This window comes from Rhizobium sp. SG570 (genome assembly GCF_012275345.1).
Classification (GTDB): Bacteria; Pseudomonadota; Alphaproteobacteria; order Rhizobiales; family Rhizobiaceae; genus Rhizobium; species Rhizobium lusitanum.
The window spans coordinates 65381-82940 of sequence record NZ_JAAZQI010000017.1 but is presented as its reverse complement, the minus strand read 5'-3'; the positions used below and the strand labels follow the sequence as shown (position 1 = coordinate 82940).

The following is a 17560-nucleotide window of genomic DNA, read 5'->3' as shown; positions in this document are numbered from 1 at the left end:
CTCACTGGACTGTTACCGGTTATACTCAACCAGCTTCCCGAAACATCTCGATGATCGCGGAAAAATCACGCCCCCCATTGCCGAGCTTTTCAAACAGCGCGTAGAGCTGCGCCGCTTCCGCGCCTAGCGGCGTCGATGCACCGCTCGACAGCGCCGCCTCCTGCGACAGGCGCAGGTCCTTCAGCATCAAGGCTGCCGAGAACCCGGGCTTATAGTCGTTATTGGCCGGCGATGTCGGCACGGGGCCTGGCACCGGGCAATAGGTGTTGATCGACCAGCATTGGCCGGAGGAGGTCGAGGCGACATCGAACAGGGCCTGATGCGAAAGGCCGAGCTTTTCGCCGAGCACGAAGGCCTCGCAGACGCCGATCATGGAAATGCCGAGGATCATATTGTTGCAGATTTTCGCCGCCTGTCCGGCGCCGGCATCGCCGCAATGGACGATCTTGCGGCCCATCACCTCCAGCAATGGCTTGGCGGCCGCAAAACTTTCCGGGGAGCCACCCGCCATGAAGGTCAGCGTTCCCGCCGAGGCGCCACCCGTGCCGCCCGAGACCGGCGCGTCAAGCGATAGGCAACCAACCTCACCTGCCATGACGTGAGCCTTGCGGGCACTATCGACATCGATGGTGGAACTGTCGATCAGCAGGGTACCCTTCGGCACGGAGCGCAGGATATCGGTCCAGACCGTAAGGACATGCTGACCTTTCGGCAGCATGGTCACCACCACCTCAGCCTCCGCCAAGGCTTCGGTCAGCACGTTCGCAGGTTTGACTCCCGTTGCCTCGGCGGCCTTGAGCATGTCATGCGAGAGATCGTAACCGATGACGGCGTGGCCGGCCTTGACCAGATTGGCGGCCATCGGGCCTCCCATATTGCCGAGGCCGATGAATGCGATCCGTGTCATGATTTTCCTCCCATGATCCGTTATGCTGCGAAAAGCGGCGGCTGCGCCGGTACGAAGAAGCGGTCGATATCGCTGGACCTCACCTCGGCAAGACTGGCCGGCGACCATTTCGGGTTGCGGTCCTTGTCGATGACGGCGGCACGGACGCCTTCGTAGAAGTCATGATTATACAATATGCCCAGGCAGGCGCCGAGTTCACGATTGAGGCACTCGGCGAGATCTGCGCTCGTACGCCCGGCGCGCAGCAGCCGCAGCGTCAGCTTCAGGCTGGTCGGCGAGCGGCCGGCAATCACGCCGGCGCTTTCGGCGGCGAATTCCCCCGATTCTTTGGCCAGCACCTGTAGAATCTCCTCGACCGTATCCCCTGCAAAGGCGCGATCGATCACGTCACGATTTGCCGCAAGGCGGCTCTCGCCGGCATCCGTTGCCATGGTCTTGATCAGGGCATGCACATCGGCGGCGGAGGCCGAGGCAGGCAGCGCCGCGATCGCATCTATCAATACAGGAAGCGCCGAGGAGGCAACGCAATGATCCGTAAACCCCGCGTGCAGCGCGTCGGCGGCGTCGACGGCAAGGCCGGTCAGGCCCAGCCAGGTGCCGGCTTCGCCCGGCGCGCGCGGCAAGAGCCATGTGGCGCCGACATCGGGGAAATAGCCGATGCCTGTTTCAGGCATGGCAAGGCGCGTGCGCTCGGTAACGATGCGATGGCTGCCATGCGCCGAAAGGCCGACGCCGCCGCCCATGGTGATGCCGTCCATAAGCACGACATAGGGTTTGGGATAGCGTGAAATGGCATGATTGAGCCGGAATTCCTCGCGCCAAAAGGTTTCCGCGCCGTCCGAACCCTCCTTGCCGCTCTGGTGCAGCAGGCGGATATCGCCGCCCGCGCAGAAACCACGCTCGCCCTCGCCCTTGACGATGACGGCGGCGATGGCGGGATCGATGGCGAACTCCTCAAGGGCCGAGGTTATCGTCCGCACCATAGGCAGCGTCAGGCTGTTCAGCGCCTTCGGCCGGTTGAGCCGGATGATGCCAGCCGATCCGCGTCGCTCGATGATCACTTCGTCCGTGCTATCCATGCAAATCTCCTGTCCTTGCCGCCAGAACGGTTCGCGTTTCACGGAAATGCCGAACTGTTCCGGTTCTTTGTCTTATCGCAACTCCGGACGGAAAACTGCTGCGCACTTTTCCTGGACTTGCTCTCGTCAACAGGTGTTCAGCGGTTGTCGGCAAGGATCATCTCAGCCGCCTTTTCGGCGATCATGATCGTCGGCGAGTTGGTGTTGCCCGATGTGATCGACGGCATGATCGACGCATCCGCGATGCGCAGCCCTGCAAGGGCGCGCAGCCGCAGACGGGGATCTACGACGCTTTGCGGATCGCTACCCATGCGGCATGTGCCGACGGGATGGAAAATCGTCGTGCCGATGTCGCCGGCGGCGCGCTCGAGATCAGCATCGGTCTGATAGGACGGGCCGGGCTTGAACTCCTCCGGACTGAATCTCGCGAAGGACGGCTGCGCCACGATCCGCCGCGTCAGGCGGATGGAGCGCACGGCGATCTCCCGGTCGCGCGATGCGGAGAGATAATTCGGGCTGATTGCCGGCTGCATGGCAAAATCGGGGCCGCTGACATGCACCGAGCCTCGGCTTTCCGGCCTCAGGTTGCAGACGCTGGCGGTGATCGCCGGAAAAGGATGGACGGGATCGCCGAACTTGTCGAGCGAGACCGGCTGCACGTGATATTGCAGATCCGGCGTTTCCTTGTCCGGCCCGGAGCGGGTGAAGATGCCGAGCTGACTCGGCGCCATCGCCATCGGCCCGGAGCGGCGGATGAGATATTCGAGGCCGATCGCCGCCTTGCCCATGAGCTTCGTCGCCTTCTCGTTCAAGGTGGGAACGCCGGTCACCTTGTAAGCCATGCGAAGCTGCAAGTGATCCTGCAGGTTTTCGCCGACGGACTTGACCTCGCGGACGACCTCGATGCCGGCCTTGCTCAACACATCGCCCTGCCCGATGCCTGACAGTTCGAGGATCTGCGGCGAGCCGATGGAGCCGGCCGACAGCACCGTCTCCTTGCTTGCGTAGACGCGCTTCGCCACGCCATCGTGCTGGAACTCGACGCCGATCACGGCATCACCCTCGATGACGAGGCGCCGCACCTGGGCCTTGGTGTAGACCGTCAGATTGCCTCGCTTCATTGCCGGCCGCAGGAAGGCCTTCGCCGTATTCCAGCGGATACCGGAACGCTGGTTGACGTCGAAATAGCCGGAACCCTCGTTGTTGCCACGGTTGAAATCGGCCGTTTCGGGGATGCCTGCCTCGCGGGCTGCCGCCTGGAAGGCGTCGAGCACGGCCCAGCGCACACGCGCCTTCTCCACCCGCCATTCGCCGCCGGCGCCGTGCATCTCGTCCTTGCCCCTGTAATGATCCTCGGACTTGGTGAAATAGGGCAGCACGTCTTCCCAGCCCCAGCCGGTGCAGCCGAGCTGCCGCCAGAGATCATAGTCGCGCGCCTGGCCGCGCATGTAGATCATGCCGTTGATGGAGGAGCAGCCGCCAAGCACCTTGCCGCGCGGATAGTTCAGCGAGCGACCGTTCAGCCCCGCCTCGGGCGTCGTGGTGAAGCACCAGTCGGTGCGGGGATTGTTAATGCAGTAGAGATAGCCGACGGGAATATGGATCCAGTGGTAGTTGTCATTGCCGCCCGCCTCCAGCAGCAGCACCCGATTGTTGGGATCGGCCGAGAGCCGGTTGGCAAGCAGGCAGCCAGCACTGCCGGCACCGATGATGATGTAGTCGAAGCGATCCATGTTCAAAACTCAGTCATTCCCTCTCCCGCGTGCAGGGAGAGGGTTAGGGTGAGGGGCATGAAGGTTCGGCAAATCCCGGCTTGCGGATCAATCTCGAAATAGCCCCTCATTCGCCCTTCGGGCACCTTCTCCCCGCGAACGGGGAGAAGGAAAGGCAACCAATCAACGCCGATATTCAAATCCCAGCTTCCGTCCCAGCCGCGACGCATAGAATTCGCCGATGACGCCACGGCGGAAGAGCAGGACACAGACCATGAAGACGATGCCGGTGATGATGGTGACGGGGAATTCCGACGTCGCGAGGTAGTTTTCCAGGGTCGCTACGAATCCCGCGCCGAAGAGCGGGCCGATCAGCGTGCCTATGCCGCCGAGCAGGGTCATCAGGATCACTTCGCCCGACATCTGCCATGCGACGTCGGTGAGCGTCGCGAACTGGAAGACCAGCGCCTTGACCGCTCCGGCGAGCCCCGCCAGCGCCGCCGACATGACGAAGGCGCCGAGCTTGTAGTGCGCGACGGAATAGCCGAGCGAGATCGCCCGCTGCTCATTCTCGCGGATCGACTTCAGGATCATGCCGAAAGGCGAATTGATGAAGCGCCAGATGATCAGAACGCCGATCAGGAACACGGCGAGGACGAAATAATACATGTTGAAGGAGTTGTTGAGATCGAGGATGCCGAAGAGATAGCCGCGCGGCACGGACTGAATGCCGTCCTCGCCATGGGTAAACGCGGCCTGGAGGCAGAAGAAATAGAACATGTAGGACAGCGCCAGCGTGATCATGGCGAAGTAGATGCCCTGCCGTCGGATCGCGACGAAGCCCATGACCAGGCCGAGCAGCGCCGCGCCGGCGACGCCGATGAGGATGCCGAGCTCCGGCGGCACGCCCCACTCCTTCACCGCATAGGCGGTGAAATAGGCGGCACCGCCGAAGAAGGTGGCATGACCGAAGGAGAGCAGGCCTGCATAGCCGAGCAGCAGGTTGAAGGCGCAGGCGAAAAGCGCGAAGCAAAGCACCTTCATGACGAAGATCGGGTAGATGAAGAACGGCGCCCAGATCAGCCCGACGACGCCGATAACCAGCAGCAGTTTCTGCGCCGAAAACCTCTGGTGTCGCCTGGATCCCAATGTGGTCAGATCAACCATCTCACGCATCCCGACCGAAGAGGCCCGCAGGCCTGATGAGCAGCACGATCGCCATGATCACGAAGATGACGATATTCGACGCTTCCGGATAGAAGACCTTGGTCAGGCCCTCTGCAATTCCGAGCATATAACCTGTCACGATCGCGCCCATGATCGACCCCATGCCGCCGACGACGACCACGGCAAAGACGATGATGATCATGTTCGATCCCATCAGCGGCGAGACCTGATAGATCGGCGCCGCCAGCACGCCGGCAAAGGCGGCAAGTGCGACACCGAAACCATAAGTCAGCGTCAGGAGCACGGGCACATTGACGCCGAAGACCTGGACGAGCACGGAATTTTCCGTCGCCGCGCGCAGATAGGCGCCGAGCTTTGTCTTCTCGATCAGCAGCCAGGTGCCGATGCAGACGATGAGAGAGGCGATGATCACCCAGCCGCGATAGACGGGCAGGAACATGAAACCGATGTTCCTGGCACCCGCCAGTTCCGCCGGCACCGCATAAGGCTGGCCTGAGGAGCCGTAGAGATAGCGGAACGTGCCCTCGATGGTCAGCGCCATGCCGAAAGTGAAGAGCAGGCCGTAGAGCGGATCGATGTTGTAAAGCTGGCGCAGGCATAGCCGCTCGACGAGGGCACCGAACAGACCGACGATCAGCGGCGCCACGATCAAGGCCGGCCAATAGCCGATCCCGGCATAGGCGAGCAGCAGATAGGCTGTGAAGGCGCCGAGCATGTAAAGCGCGCCGTGAGCAAAATTGATCACCCGCAGCATGCCGAAGATGATCGCGAGCCCCAGGCTCAGCAGCGCATAAAAGGAGCCGTTGATGAGGCCGATCAGCAATTGCCCGAGAAGGGCCTGGGCGGGGATACCGAATATCGTCGTCATGGTTCAGACCCCCAGCACTTTGTGCAGCATGTCCATGCGCTCGGGCAGTTCGCCGACCGGAAACTCCGAGACCATCTGGCCGTGATCCATCACATAGAAGCGATCGGCGATGCGGCTGGCGAAACGGAAGTTCTGCTCGACCAGCAATATGGTCATCCCTCGCGCCTTGAGCTTCTGCAGGACCTCGCCGATGCGCCGGACGATGACGGGCGCAAGGCCTTCCGTGGGCTCGTCGAGCAGCAACATGCGAACGCCGGTGCGCAGGATGCGCGCCATGGCGAGCATCTGTTGCTCACCGCCGGAAAGCTTGGTGCCGGCGCTGTTGCGGCGCTCGTGCAGATTGGGAAACAGTTCGAAAATCTCGTCGACCGTCATCCCGCCTGATGCCACGACCGGCGGCAACATCAGGTTTTCATAGACGCTGAGCGTCGAAAAGATGCCGCGTTCCTCCGGAACGAAACCGATGCCCTTGTGGGCGGTCTTGTGCAAAGGCACCTGCATCATGTCGGCGCCGGCAAAGGCGATCCTGCCCTTGCGCGCGCGGACGATGCCGACGATGGTGCGCAATGTCGTCGTCTTGCCGACGCCGTTGCGGCCAAGGATGGTGACGGTTTCGCCCTCGCCGACCCGCATGTCGACGCCATGCAGGATGTGGCTTTCGCCATACCAGGCATTCAGCCCCTGGACTTCGAGCAACGCCGCCATCCTCAAGCCTCCTCCGTGCCCATATAGGCTTCGCGGACGCGCGGGTCGCGGCTGACCGTGGCGTAATCGCCCTGAGCCAGGATCTCGCCGCGCTGCAGCACGGTAACCTGATGGCAGATATCGGCGACGACGGAGAGATTATGCTCCACCATCAGCACGGCCCTGTCGCGCGCCACCTCGCGGATGATGGCGGAGACGGTGTTGACATCCTCCAGCCCCATGCCGGCCATCGGCTCGTCGAGCAGCAGCACTTTCGGGTCGAGCGCCAGGGTCGTCGCGATCTCCAGCACGCGCTTGCGGCCATAGGAAAGATCGGCGGCAACGGCATCCCGCTCCTTCGAAAGTCCGACGGAAGCGAGAAGCTGCTCGGCGCGGGCGTTGAGGCTGTCGAGCGCCGAGATCGGCCGCCAGAATTGATGGGCGAGATTGCTCGTCCTCTGCAAGGCGACACGAACATTGTCGAGCACGGTCAGATGCGGGAAAACAGCCGAAATCTGGAAGGAGCGCACGAGGCCCATGCGCGCCACCTTGTCGGGTCTCGCGCGGGTAATATCGGTGCCGAGCAGCGTGATCGTGCCGTGGGTGGGCTGCAGGAACTTGGTGAGCAGGTTGAACACCGTCGTCTTGCCGGCGCCGTTCGGGCCGATCAGCGCGTGGACGCGGGCATGCTGCACATCGAGATCGACATTCTTGACGGCGGTAAAACCACCGAAATCGCGGCGGAGTCCCCGGGCGGACAAGACCACCCGAGGCTCTTCATGCTGATCTATTGCTGACATCGCCATCGGCCGGCCGTAACCTCATTGCTTGACGAGATCGCAACCACTCTTGGCGGGATCGATATAGGCTTCCTTGCCAGGAATGGTTGCCAGCACGTTGAAGTAATCCCACGGCTGCTTGCTCTCATCCGGCTTCTTGACCTGGAGCAGATACATGTCGTGGATCATGCGGCCGTTGGCGCCGACCGTGCCGCCGCGGCCGAAGAAATCATCGACCGGCATTTCATGCAGTTCCTTGGCGACGGCCTCGGTATCGTCAGTGCCGGCCTTCTGCACCGCCTTCAGATATTGCGTGACGGCGGAATAGGTACCGGCATGGATCATGTTCGGCATCTTGCCGGTGCGGGCGAAGAAGCGCTTGCCGAATTCGCGGCTCTTGTTGTCGAGGTTCCAGTAATAGCCCTCGGTCAGCGTCAACCCTTGAGCCGCCTGCAGGCCAAGACCGTGGACTTCGGCGAGCGTGAAGAGAAGTGCCGCCAGATGCTGGCCGCCCTGGGTGATGCCGAATTCCGAGGCCTGCTTAATGGCGTTGGAGGTATCGAGGCCGGCATTGGCAAGGCCGATGACCTTGGCGCCGGACGATTGCGCCTGCAAAAGGAAGGATGAGAAATCATTCGTCGACAGCGGATGGCGAACGGAACCCAAAATCTTGCCGCCGCTTGCTTTGACGTAATCGCCGGTCTGCTGCTCCAGCGAATAGCCGAAGGCGTAGTCGGCCGTGAGGAAGAACCAGGTATCGCCGCCCTGCTTGACCAGCGCGCCGCCGGTGCCGACGGCCAGAGCATGCGTGTCGTAGGCCCAGTGGAAGCCATAGGGCGAGCATTGCTTGCCTGTCAGATCCGTCGTTGCAGCGCCGGTGACGATATCGATCTTCTTCTTCTCCTTGGCGACGGCCTGCACGGCAAGCGCCACCGACGAGGTCGTCAGCTCCATGATCGCGTCGACCTTGTCCTGGTCGTACCACTGGCGGGCGATGTTCGAAGCGATATCCGGCTTGTTCTGATGGTCGGCATCGACGATCTCGATCGGCACGCCGAGCACCTTGCCGCCGAAATCCTCGACGGCCATCTTTGCAGCCTCCACAGACGACTTGCCGCCGAAATCGGCATAGACGCCCGACTGGTCATTCAGGATGCCGATCTTGACGACACCGTCGGACGCGCCGGCGGCGAAAGCCGCTGTGCTGCTTGCAAGCAGAAGTGCCAGGGATGCAATAAGACTCTTTCGCATATTCTCCTCCCAGAGATTTGGCAAAAATGAATCTGTTCAAATTTGGCCAGCCGCTTTCCTCCAAACGACTTTCCGAGACGTGCAGGATCAAGGAAATCGCGCGTTGACGCAAGTCGCGATTGCAATTAATTCCAAACAGGGTCTGTTCATTTTTGAACAGAAGGGGGAAACATGAAGGGCACGCCGCACTTTACCTGGGACGATCTGCAATTCTTCCTCGCCGTGGCGCGAACCGGGCAGCTTTCGACCGCGGCCCGGCAGTTGCGCACCAGCCACGCCACCGTTTCGCGCCGCATCGACCGGCTGGAATTCGCCCTGAAGGTCAAGCTCTTCGAGCGCAATCCGCGCGGCTACATGCTGACGGGCATGGGCCAGCGGTTCATCGACACGGCGGAGCGCATGGAGCAGGAAACCGAGCGTCTTCGGACGGATCTTTCCGCCGGATCGGCGGCGCAGCGCGGTGTAGTGCGCATCAGCGCGCCGGAAGGCTTTTCGAATTTCTTCTTTACCGGCGTGCTGCCGGAATTCACGGCTAAACATCCGACCATTTCGCTGGAGCTGATCACCATCCAGCAGATCATGTCGCTCTCGCGCAAGGAGGCCGACATCGTCGTCGTGCTCGACCCGCCGAAGGCCGGCCCCTATTTCACCGAGAAGCTGACCGACTATCACCTTCAGGTCTATGGATCGCGGGACTATCTCGCCAGCCATCGAGCGATCGAGAGCCGCGACGACCTGCCCGACTGCGCTTTCATCGGCTATATCGAGGACATGATCTTCGCGCCGGGGTTGGACTATCTCGGCGACGTCCATCCGCGCATCAGGCCGCAATTCCAGAGCTCGAGCATCTTCGCGCAGCTGACGGCGACCAAGAACGGGCTGGGGCTTTGCGTGCTGCCGTTTTTCATCGCCGGCAAGCATCCGGATCTGCAGGTCGTGCTGCCGCAGGAAGTGGATCTCAAGCGCCACTATTGGATCACCTGCCACCGCGATCTGCGCCAGTCGCCGCGCGTGCGCACCGTCATCGATTTTCTGACGGAAGCCGTGCGCCGGAATGCGCCGGCCTTTCTCGGACCTTGGAGACGTGCTGACAGCTGATGCGGTCGGCTCCCGTCCTCCGGGCTACCGGATGCTCGGGGCAGCGTAGACCTTCTTGAGCCCGCCCGCATCGAAGCCTGAACGTTGCGCAAGCTGCAGTTCCCAATCCAGCGACGAGCGCACGATCGTTTCCAGGCAATTGTATTTCGGCGCCCAGCCGAGTTCCCGATGGGCGAGCGTCGCATCGGCGACGACGCTGGCCGTGTCGCCCGGCCGGCGCGGCGCCATGTGGATGCGGAAAGCACGGCCATGGACGCGCATGACCATGTTGAGCACATCAAGCACGGAATAGCCCAGGCCATAGCCGCAATTGGCGACCAGCGGCCGGCCGCCGCTGCGCAGATGGCGCAGCGCCATGAGGTGCGCGTCCGCAAGATCGCTGACATGGATGTAGTCGCGAACGCCCGTTCCGTCATGCGTCGGATAGTCGGTGCCATAGATATCCACTTGATGGCGGCGGCCGAGTGCCGCCTCGCAGGCAACCTTGATGAGATGGGTCGCACCCTCGGTCGACTGGCCGGCCCGCCCCTTAGGGTCGGCGCCGGCGACGTTGAAGTAGCGCAGCGCGACATAACGGAAATCATAGGCCGCAGCGGCATCGCGCAGCATCAGCTCCGACATGAGCTTGGATTGACCATAGGGCGATTCAGGCCGCAATGGTGCGCCTTCGCTGACCGGCCTTTCCGCGGGCTGCGGACCGTAGACGGCGGCGGTGGAAGAAAAGACGAAATGACGGATGCCAGCCTTGACGGCGGCGCTCATCAGGATGCGGGTCTTGCCGGTGTTGTTTTCGTAATAGGCGAGAGGATCCTCGATCGACATCGGCACCACGGCCGAACCGGCAAAGTGGATGATGGCGTCTATGTCGTTTTCGGCGAAAATCTTCTGCAGCAGCGCTTCGTCCGCCATGTCGCCGAGATAGAACCGGGCGGCGGGCGGAACAGCCCAGCGAAAACCGGTCGAAAGGCGGTCGACGACCACCACGTCCTCGCCCGCTTCAAGCAATCTCCAGACCATATGGCTGCCGATATATCCGGCTCCGCCCGTCACCAACACCGTCATTCTTCGCGTCCCCGCCAAGTCGTATCGGCGATATATGAGGGTTGTATTCGTGCGATTTGATTAAAAGCCTGCGCTGAGCAGACTGTAGGAAGGGGAAGTTTGTTTCTATGGTTAGGTAGGGATTTGCGGGATCGGTCGCATTTTATCGATTGGCTATACGACGGGTAAGTATCGATATCGAGGAGGATGCGCATCCCCCTCTGTCACTGTCGTGACAGAGGGGGTATCAGAGGTGCGGCAATCGCGAAGATGCTTCTCGTTACAAACTCAAAATATACCGGCTCAACCGCTCTGCGGCATCGGCGACCTGAGCCGCGTCGCGCAGGAAGCAGGCGCGCAGGAAGAGTTCGCCGCCCTGCCCGAAAGCCGTTCCGGGCGCGAGGCCAACGCCGGTCTTGTCGACGATGTCGATGGCGGCTCCGCGGCTGTCGGTGACGCCGTCGATCTTGAGGAAGGAATAGAGCGCTCCATCCGGCTTCAGCGTCTGCACGCGATTGGTGGCGATCAGGGCATCGCAGAGAATATCGCGAGAACGGGTGGCCTTGGCGATGTTCGAGCGAACGAAGTCATCGCCCTCGTTCAGGGCGGCGACCGCGCCGCGCTGCATGAATTGCGCGACGCCGGATGTCGAATATTGTACGAGATTTTCGATTACCTGGCCGAGTTCGGCCGGCGCGACGATCCAGCCGACCCGCCAGCCGGTCATCGACCAGTTCTTCGAGAAGGAATTGACGAAGAGGATCTTGTCGTCGGCTTCCTTGATATCGAGGAAACTCGGCGCGCGGCCGCCGGCATAATAGTAGAGCGCGTAGATTTCGTCGGCCATGATCCAGAGACCGTGCTTTCGCGCCAGCGCCAGAATATCGGCAAGATCCTGATGCGTTGCCGTCCAGCCGGTCGGGTTTGATGGGGTGTTGATGAAAAGACCCTTGGTCTTCGGCGTGATCGCAGCCTCGAGACGCCCGAGATCGAGCGACCATTTGCCATTCTCGAACTGCAGCGGCACATCGACGGAGCGGGCGCCTGATATCTCCAGCGCGGCGGCGATATTCGGCCAGGCGGGTGTCAGATAGACCATTTCGTCGCCGGGCGAGGTGATCGCCTGTACGGAAAGCTGGATCGCCTGCATGCCGGAGCCGGTGACGTAGAAATGCTCCATCGGCAAGGAGGTGCCGAAGTGCCGGCCATAGTAATCGGCGAGCGCCTGGCGCAGTTCCGGAATGCCGCGTTGCCAGGTGTAGAAGGTTTCGCCGGCGTTGAGCGAGGCCATGGCGGCGCGATTGATGAAATCCGGCGTCGGCAGATCGCCCTCGCCGACCCAGAGCGGCAGGAGGCCGTCACGGCCACGGGCATAATTCACAACTTCGACGATCCCGCTTTCGGGTGCTGCAAGCGCACGCGGGCTGAGGCTATTCAGTATCGACATGCAAAGTCTCCGGTTTTCGCCTTCATAGAGCACAATGGTGGGCAAATCCCATGACTTTGCCTTAGTGATCGATCGATTTTGGTGATGAATAAAGCCCCGGCCCTTGTCGGGCCGAGGCTTTAAAATCAGCGGCGCGGAACCTCCTCAACGCTTGGCGAGAAGGTCGCGGATCTCGGTGAGCAACTGCACATCCGCCGGCGGAGGCGCTGCCTCGGCGATCTTCTCTTCCTTGCGCTCGACTTGCTTGCGCAACGTGTTCACGCCCTTGACCATCAGGAAGATGATCCAGGCGAGGATGAGGAAGTTGATGAGGACGGTGATGAAATTGCCGTAGGCGAAAACGGCACCCTGGGCGCGGGCAGCCGCCAGTGTCGGCGCATTGACCGCCGAGGAGAGACCGAAGAAGTAGTTCGAGAAATCGAAGCCGCCGAAAATCGCACCGACGACCGGCATGATGATATCGTCAACCAGCGATTTCACGATGCCGCCGAAAGCACCGCCGATGATCACTCCGACGGCGAGATCCATGACATTGCCGCGTGCGATAAATGCCTTGAATTCATTAAGCATTGAGCAGACCCCTTCGCGTTGCCGTTGAATTCGCTAAAGATAATTAGCATCATCTTCTGCTTTATTTTTCAATAACAAATTGACGAAGGGCCCCATTCCGGCACGCGTATTCCAAGGAAATTCCATTGCATTGACAATTTTTGCGTGTATTCATCCGTTAACTTGTTCGTCAGTTGCGGGCAACCAATCAAAGTCGCAAAGAAGACAGCCCGACAGCGTCTGGTGAGTCGTGCGCCGGAATCGACCGCCGTCTCAAGTTCGGGATGTGTCCCTCGGCATTGCTCGTGCGATGAGTTCGCGAACATAGTCTGTGCCGGGCGCCTGATCGAAAAGGACGCGATACATGATCGGCGAAATGACGTGATCCATCAGCTCGACCAGGGTCGGAAAGGCTTCACCGTATTCCTTGGCCCGGGCAATGAGCACACATAATTGATGCTGGGTATAGCCGCTGCACCTTTCGGCATTTGCCGTGTCGGCGGCCGAGAGCACATCGCGGATCATCTCGCGGCCGACGCCGGAGGCCATTTCGTCTGCATATTGCTCGACCCAGGCTTCGAGATCGTCGCGCGCGCTACCGATCTTTGGCGGCGGGCCGTCAGGCTGCAGGCGCGAGGCAGCGACATCGGCCAGGAGCTCCTGCAGATCGCCCCAGCGGCGATAGATCGTTGACGGCGTGACATTGGCGCGCTGCGCAATCAACGGGATCGTCACATCGGCGCGATCCATTGTCGAGAGCATATCGCGGACGGACTGGTGCACCGCAGCCTGAACCCTGGCGCTGCGCCCACCCGGACGCGGGTTTTCCCTATAGCCCATAAACCTTGCCAATCTTTCCCTTTTGCCTATCGTGAACGGGGTTGACTGTCCACTAACGCAAATTATTTGCTTTTGTGCATGCGGCGCTCTATATGAGCCTAACGCAATCTTTTAGCTTTAAGCAGGATATAATCGATGCCCTCGATCGAATCCACTACCAGCACTCCGATTTCGCCGGCCAGACGCCTGGCGCCGTTCTATTATGCAGCGACGAGCGCCCTGTTCTTTGCCGCTTCCTCCGCGCCGACACCGCTTTATCGCCTCTACCAGCAGGCTTTCGCCTTTTCGCCGGTGCTGATCACGGTGATCTTCGCCGTCTATGCCTTCGCCCTGCTCGTCGCGTTGCTCATCGTCGGTTCGATCTCCGATCATCTCGGCCGCCGCCCGGTGATCTTTGTGTCCATCCTCCTCAATATGGTGGCGATGGCGCTGTTTTTAATGGCCGAGGGTCCGAATTGGCTGATCGTCGCGCGCATCGTGCAGGGCCTGGCAACGGGCGCCGCAGCAAGCTCCATCGGCGCCGCGCTTGTCGATCTCGATCCGATCAAGGGTTCGATCACCAACAGCCTTGCGCCGCTTGCCGGCATGGCGATCGGCGCGCTCGGTACGAGCCTGCTGGTCGAGTACGCGCCGGCGCCAACGCTGCTTGTCTATGCCGTGACGCTCGTCTTGCTTGCCATTCAGGCCGTGCTTCTCTGGCTGGTGCCCGAAACGACCCGACGCCGGGCCGGGCTTCTCGCATCGCTGAAGCCGGAAGTGGCGGTTCCGCCGCAGGCTCGCCGCACATTGCTGGCGCTGACGCCGATCAATGTTGCCGTCTGGGCCCTCGGCGGCTTCTATCTATCGCTGGTGCCCTCGCTCGTGAGTGCGACGACCGGCAGCACGGCGCCTCTCGTCGGCGGCTCCGTGGTCGCGGCGCTGACGATCAGCGGCGCGGGTGCTGTGTTTCTGCTGCGCAAGAGATCGGCCGCGACATCAATGACATTTGGCATATCGAGCATGACGCTCGGCGTATTGACTGTCGTCGCCGGCGTGCATGCGGCTGAGGTGTCGATCCTTGCCGCGGGAACGCTGATCGCCGGCGCAGGCTTCGGCGCGACTTTCCTCGGCACCGTGCGCAGCATCATGCCGCTGGCAAAGCCGGACGAGCGCGCCGGGCTGCTTTCGGCCTTCTATATCCAGAGCTACCTCGCCTTCAGCGTGCCGGCTATCCTGGCAGGCTTCCTGTCGAAGGCGCTCGGATTTGCTGCGGCAGCCGACATTTACGCGGCGGCGATCCTTCTGCTGGTCGGCTGGGGTGTCCTTGCCCTGCGGGCTGGCAAGGAGAAACCGTTGAGCATAGCGTAAGATAATCCTTACGGTTTCAGTTCGAGTTCGGCGCGGCCGCTGCCGTCCATCGCAAATGGCACCGACGTGTGCTCGTGCACGATCTTCCAGACGCCGGCCTGCTTTCTGAGGCCGAGCGTCTGGCGGAACCAGAGGTCGACTTCGAAGCCATCGGTCTTCCGGCCAGTCATATGCACAAGCCCGGTCCAGAAGGCGACGTCTTCACCGACAGTCAGCTTGACGTCGACGGCATCGCCACCGATCGGGCCTTGCCAGGTCGAAAACCAATTCTCCAAGCCGTCTGCACCTTTGCCCTTGTGCACCAGGGGTGCCGCCAGCGTGAAGCTGACGATATCGTCGCTCAGATGCCCAACGACACCAGCCGCATCCTTGTTGCCAAGGGCGGTGGCCCAGCTTGCAAGCACGTCACCAATGGCTTCGGCCTCGTCGCGATTGCCGATGATCTCTGTCATGTCACTCTCCTCGGTTTGATGGACTGAGCAGAGGACGAACGAAAAGAGCCGCTCCCGACAGGAGCGGCCCATTTTTTGCTGTCGGCGATGGATTATTGCCTCAAGCCGCCTTCTCGACGCCGTAGGGATTGAAGCGACCGTAGAAGCTCTCGCCCTTCGCGGCCATGTCCTTCAGAAGTGCCGTCGGCTTGAAATGCGGGCCATAGGCCGTCGCGAGCTTTTCGCAGAGATCGACAAAAGCCTGGGCGCCCATGCCATCGATGTAGGACAGCGCGCCACCGGTATAAGGTGCAAAGCCGAAGCCGAGAATGGAGCCGACATCGGCCTCACGTGGATCGGTGACGATGCCCTCTTCCATGGTACGCGCCGCCTCAAGCGCGATGGTGACGAGGAAGCGCTGCTTCAGCACGCCGACATCGACGTCATCGGCCTTCTTCTGCGGATAAAGCTCTTTCAGGCCCGGCCAAAGCGACTTCTTGGCCGGTTTCGGCGGATAGTCGTAGAAACCCTTGGTATTCTTCCGACCGAGGCGACCTTCGCCTTCCACAAGACCGCTGACTAGCTGCATGTGACGCGGATCGACCGCTTTCTCACCGAGATCCGCGACGGTCGCCTTCAGGATCTTGTAGGACAGATCGATGGCAACTTCGTCGTTGAGCGCCAGCGGGCCGACAGGCATGCCGGCCATCTTGGCGGCATTCTCGATCATCGCCGCGGGCACGCCTTCGATCAGCATGTCATAGGCTTCATGGATGTAACGGAAGACGCAGCGATTGACGAAGAAGCCGCGGGTGTCGTTGACGACGATCGGCGTCTTCTTGATGGCGGCGACATAATCCAGCGCGACCGCCAAAGCGCGGTCGCCCGTTTCCTTACCCAGGATGACCTCGGTCAGCATCATCTTCTCGACGGGCGAGAAGAAATGGACGCCGATGAAATCCGCCGGGCGCTTGGAATTCTTAGCGAGACCGGTGATCGGCAATGTCGAAGTATTAGAAGCGAAGATGGCGCTTGCGGGCAACACAGCTTCTACCGCCTCGATGACGGCCTTCTTGACGTCGCGATCCTCGAACACCGCCTCGATGACGAGATCCGCATCCTTCAGATCGGAGTAATCGGCCGAGGGCGTGATGCGGGAAAGCAGGGCTGCTCCCTCATCCTGAGTCAGTCTTCCCTTACCAATTGAATCCTTGACCAGACCTTCGCCGACACCCTTGCCCTTGGTCGCGGCTTCCATATCACGATCGATGAGCGTGACCGGGATGCCGGCCGCTGCGGTGACATAGGCGATGGAAGCCCCCATGAAACCGGCGCCGACAACGCCGACTTTCTTCAACACCGTCTTCGGTTGCCCCGCCGGGCGGCGAGCACCCTTGCCGAGCTCCTGCATGGAGATGAACAGCGAGCGGATCATCGAATAGGCTTCAGTGGTCTGCAGCACATGTGTGAAATAGCGCTGCTCGATCTTCAGGCCGGTGTCGAAGGGAACCTGCAGACCTTCATAGACGCATTTCAAGATAGCGAGTGCGGCCGGATAGTTGCCCGATGTCTCGCGGCGCAGGATGGCCGGGGCTGCCGGCCAGAGCTGGGCTGCGGCCGGCGTCCAGATGCCGCCGCCCGGCGCCTTGAAACCCTTTTCATCCCAGGGCGCGACCGGCTTCAGGCCGTCCTTGATCATCTGCTTGGCCGCGGGGATCAGCTGATCCGGCTCGACCACCTGGTGCAGGAGGTTCATCGCCTTGGCGCGCGCCGCCGTCAGCGACTGGCCCGTTGTCATCATTTGTAGGGCCGATTGAGCGTCAGTCAATCGTGACACACGCTGCGTGCCGCCGGCACCCGGGAAGATGCCGACCTTGACCTCGGGCAGCGCGATCTTGACGCTCTTGGCGCTCGAAGCGACGCGTCCGTGGCAGGCGAGCGACAGCTCGAAGGCACCGCCCATGCAGGTGCCGTTGATGGCCGAAACCCACGGCTTGCCGCAGGTCTCCAGCTTGCGGAACAGGCCGGTCATGCGGCCCACGAGATCGAAGAGCTTCTGTGTGGCAGCGGCCGGGTCTTTCGCCTTCTCCTCCTGATAGAACGAGAACATCGACTTGATCATCGACAGATCGGCGCCGCCGGAGAAGGACGATTTGCCCGAGGTGAAGACCACGCCCTTGACGGCTGCATCGGCAACGGTCGCGTCGATGATGGCGTTCAGCTCGTCCATCACCTCGGCGGTGAAGACGTTCATGGACTTGCCGGGCATGTCCCAGGTGACGAGTGCTACGCCGTCTGCGTCGGTCTCGACAGTGAAATTTGTGTAAGCCATTGGTTTC

The 17560-nt window shown here is 61.4% G+C and carries 16 protein-coding genes; 2 read left to right on the top strand and 14 right to left on the bottom strand.

Annotation, left to right across the window (positions count from 1 at the left end; genetic code table 11):
• Positions 1–25: 25 nt before the first annotated feature.
• From mmsB to FHT28_RS27770, 8 genes are all read right to left on the bottom strand, one after another.
• Positions 26–907, bottom strand: a complete 882-nt coding sequence (mmsB, locus tag FHT28_RS27805) for a 3-hydroxyisobutyrate dehydrogenase (protein ID WP_092575069.1) — start codon at positions 905–907, stop codon at positions 26–28.
• Positions 908–927: 20 nt separating this feature from the next.
• A complete protein-coding gene (locus FHT28_RS27800; protein WP_168597973.1) occupies positions 928–1986 on the bottom strand; it encodes an enoyl-CoA hydratase/isomerase family protein in 1059 nt (352 codons plus the stop codon).
• A gap of 137 nt (positions 1987–2123) precedes the next feature.
• The gene (locus FHT28_RS27795) at positions 2124–3719 is read right to left on the bottom strand and encodes a GMC family oxidoreductase N-terminal domain-containing protein (RefSeq protein ID WP_168597972.1); all 1596 of its coding nucleotides are present in this window, start codon (positions 3717–3719) and stop codon (positions 2124–2126) included.
• Positions 3720–3881: 162 nt separating this feature from the next.
• On the bottom strand, positions 3882–4865 hold the full coding sequence (locus tag FHT28_RS27790) for a branched-chain amino acid ABC transporter permease (protein ID WP_037203203.1): 984 nt from the start codon (positions 4863–4865) through the stop codon (positions 3882–3884).
• 1 nt (position 4866) lies between these two features.
• Positions 4867–5754, bottom strand: a complete 888-nt coding sequence (locus tag FHT28_RS27785) for a branched-chain amino acid ABC transporter permease (protein ID WP_037203202.1) — start codon at positions 5752–5754, stop codon at positions 4867–4869.
• Positions 5755–5757: 3 nt separating this feature from the next.
• Entirely contained in the window at positions 5758–6459 is a 702-nt protein-coding gene (locus FHT28_RS27780; protein WP_168597971.1) for an ABC transporter ATP-binding protein, read from the bottom strand.
• 2 nt (positions 6460–6461) lie between these two features.
• Positions 6462–7244, bottom strand: coding sequence for an ABC transporter ATP-binding protein (locus tag FHT28_RS27775; protein ID WP_168597970.1), 783 nt, complete (start codon positions 7242–7244; stop codon positions 6462–6464).
• A gap of 15 nt (positions 7245–7259) precedes the next feature.
• Positions 7260–8468 carry an ABC transporter substrate-binding protein gene (locus tag FHT28_RS27770; RefSeq protein ID WP_168597969.1) on the bottom strand — a complete coding sequence of 403 codons (1209 nt, stop codon included), beginning with the start codon at positions 8466–8468 and terminating at the stop codon, positions 7260–7262.
• A gap of 171 nt (positions 8469–8639) precedes the next feature.
• Between FHT28_RS27770 and FHT28_RS27765 the strand changes: the two genes are divergently transcribed.
• Complete coding sequence (locus tag FHT28_RS27765; RefSeq protein ID WP_168597968.1) at positions 8640–9566, top strand: LysR family transcriptional regulator; 927 nt, start codon at positions 8640–8642, stop codon at positions 9564–9566.
• A gap of 24 nt (positions 9567–9590) precedes the next feature.
• Here FHT28_RS27765 and galE read toward each other — a convergent pair whose 3' ends face one another.
• The 4 genes from galE to FHT28_RS27745 all read right to left on the bottom strand — a co-directional run bounded on the left by galE (position 9591) and on the right by FHT28_RS27745 (position 13443).
• Positions 9591–10628: a UDP-glucose 4-epimerase GalE gene (galE, locus tag FHT28_RS27760; RefSeq protein ID WP_168597967.1), complete on the bottom strand. Its 1038-nt coding sequence runs from the start codon at positions 10626–10628 to the stop codon at positions 9591–9593.
• 259 nt (positions 10629–10887) lie between these two features.
• Complete coding sequence (locus FHT28_RS27755; protein ID WP_047641031.1) at positions 10888–12054, bottom strand: pyridoxal phosphate-dependent aminotransferase; 1167 nt, start codon at positions 12052–12054, stop codon at positions 10888–10890.
• A gap of 144 nt (positions 12055–12198) precedes the next feature.
• A complete protein-coding gene (gene mscL, locus FHT28_RS27750) occupies positions 12199–12624 on the bottom strand; it encodes a large conductance mechanosensitive channel protein MscL (RefSeq protein ID WP_037203190.1) in 426 nt (141 codons plus the stop codon).
• Positions 12625–12876: 252 nt separating this feature from the next.
• The gene (locus tag FHT28_RS27745; protein ID WP_047556039.1) at positions 12877–13443 is read right to left on the bottom strand and encodes a TetR/AcrR family transcriptional regulator; all 567 of its coding nucleotides are present in this window, start codon (positions 13441–13443) and stop codon (positions 12877–12879) included.
• Between the two features lie 135 nt (positions 13444–13578).
• Between FHT28_RS27745 and FHT28_RS27740 the strand changes: the two genes are divergently transcribed.
• Positions 13579–14790 (top strand): MFS transporter, encoded by a 1212-nt coding sequence (locus tag FHT28_RS27740; RefSeq protein ID WP_168597966.1) that lies wholly within the window; start codon positions 13579–13581, stop codon positions 14788–14790.
• An 8-nt stretch (positions 14791–14798) separates the two neighbouring features.
• On the opposite strand, the gene FHT28_RS27735 is transcribed toward FHT28_RS27740, so the two are convergent.
• Positions 14799–15242 carry a nuclear transport factor 2 family protein gene (locus tag FHT28_RS27735; RefSeq protein ID WP_047556382.1) on the bottom strand — a complete coding sequence of 148 codons (444 nt, stop codon included), beginning with the start codon at positions 15240–15242 and terminating at the stop codon, positions 14799–14801.
• A 100-nt stretch (positions 15243–15342) separates the two neighbouring features.
• A complete protein-coding gene (locus tag FHT28_RS27730; RefSeq protein ID WP_168597965.1) occupies positions 15343–17553 on the bottom strand; it encodes a 3-hydroxyacyl-CoA dehydrogenase NAD-binding domain-containing protein in 2211 nt (736 codons plus the stop codon).
• Between the last annotated feature and the right edge of the window lie 7 nt (positions 17554–17560).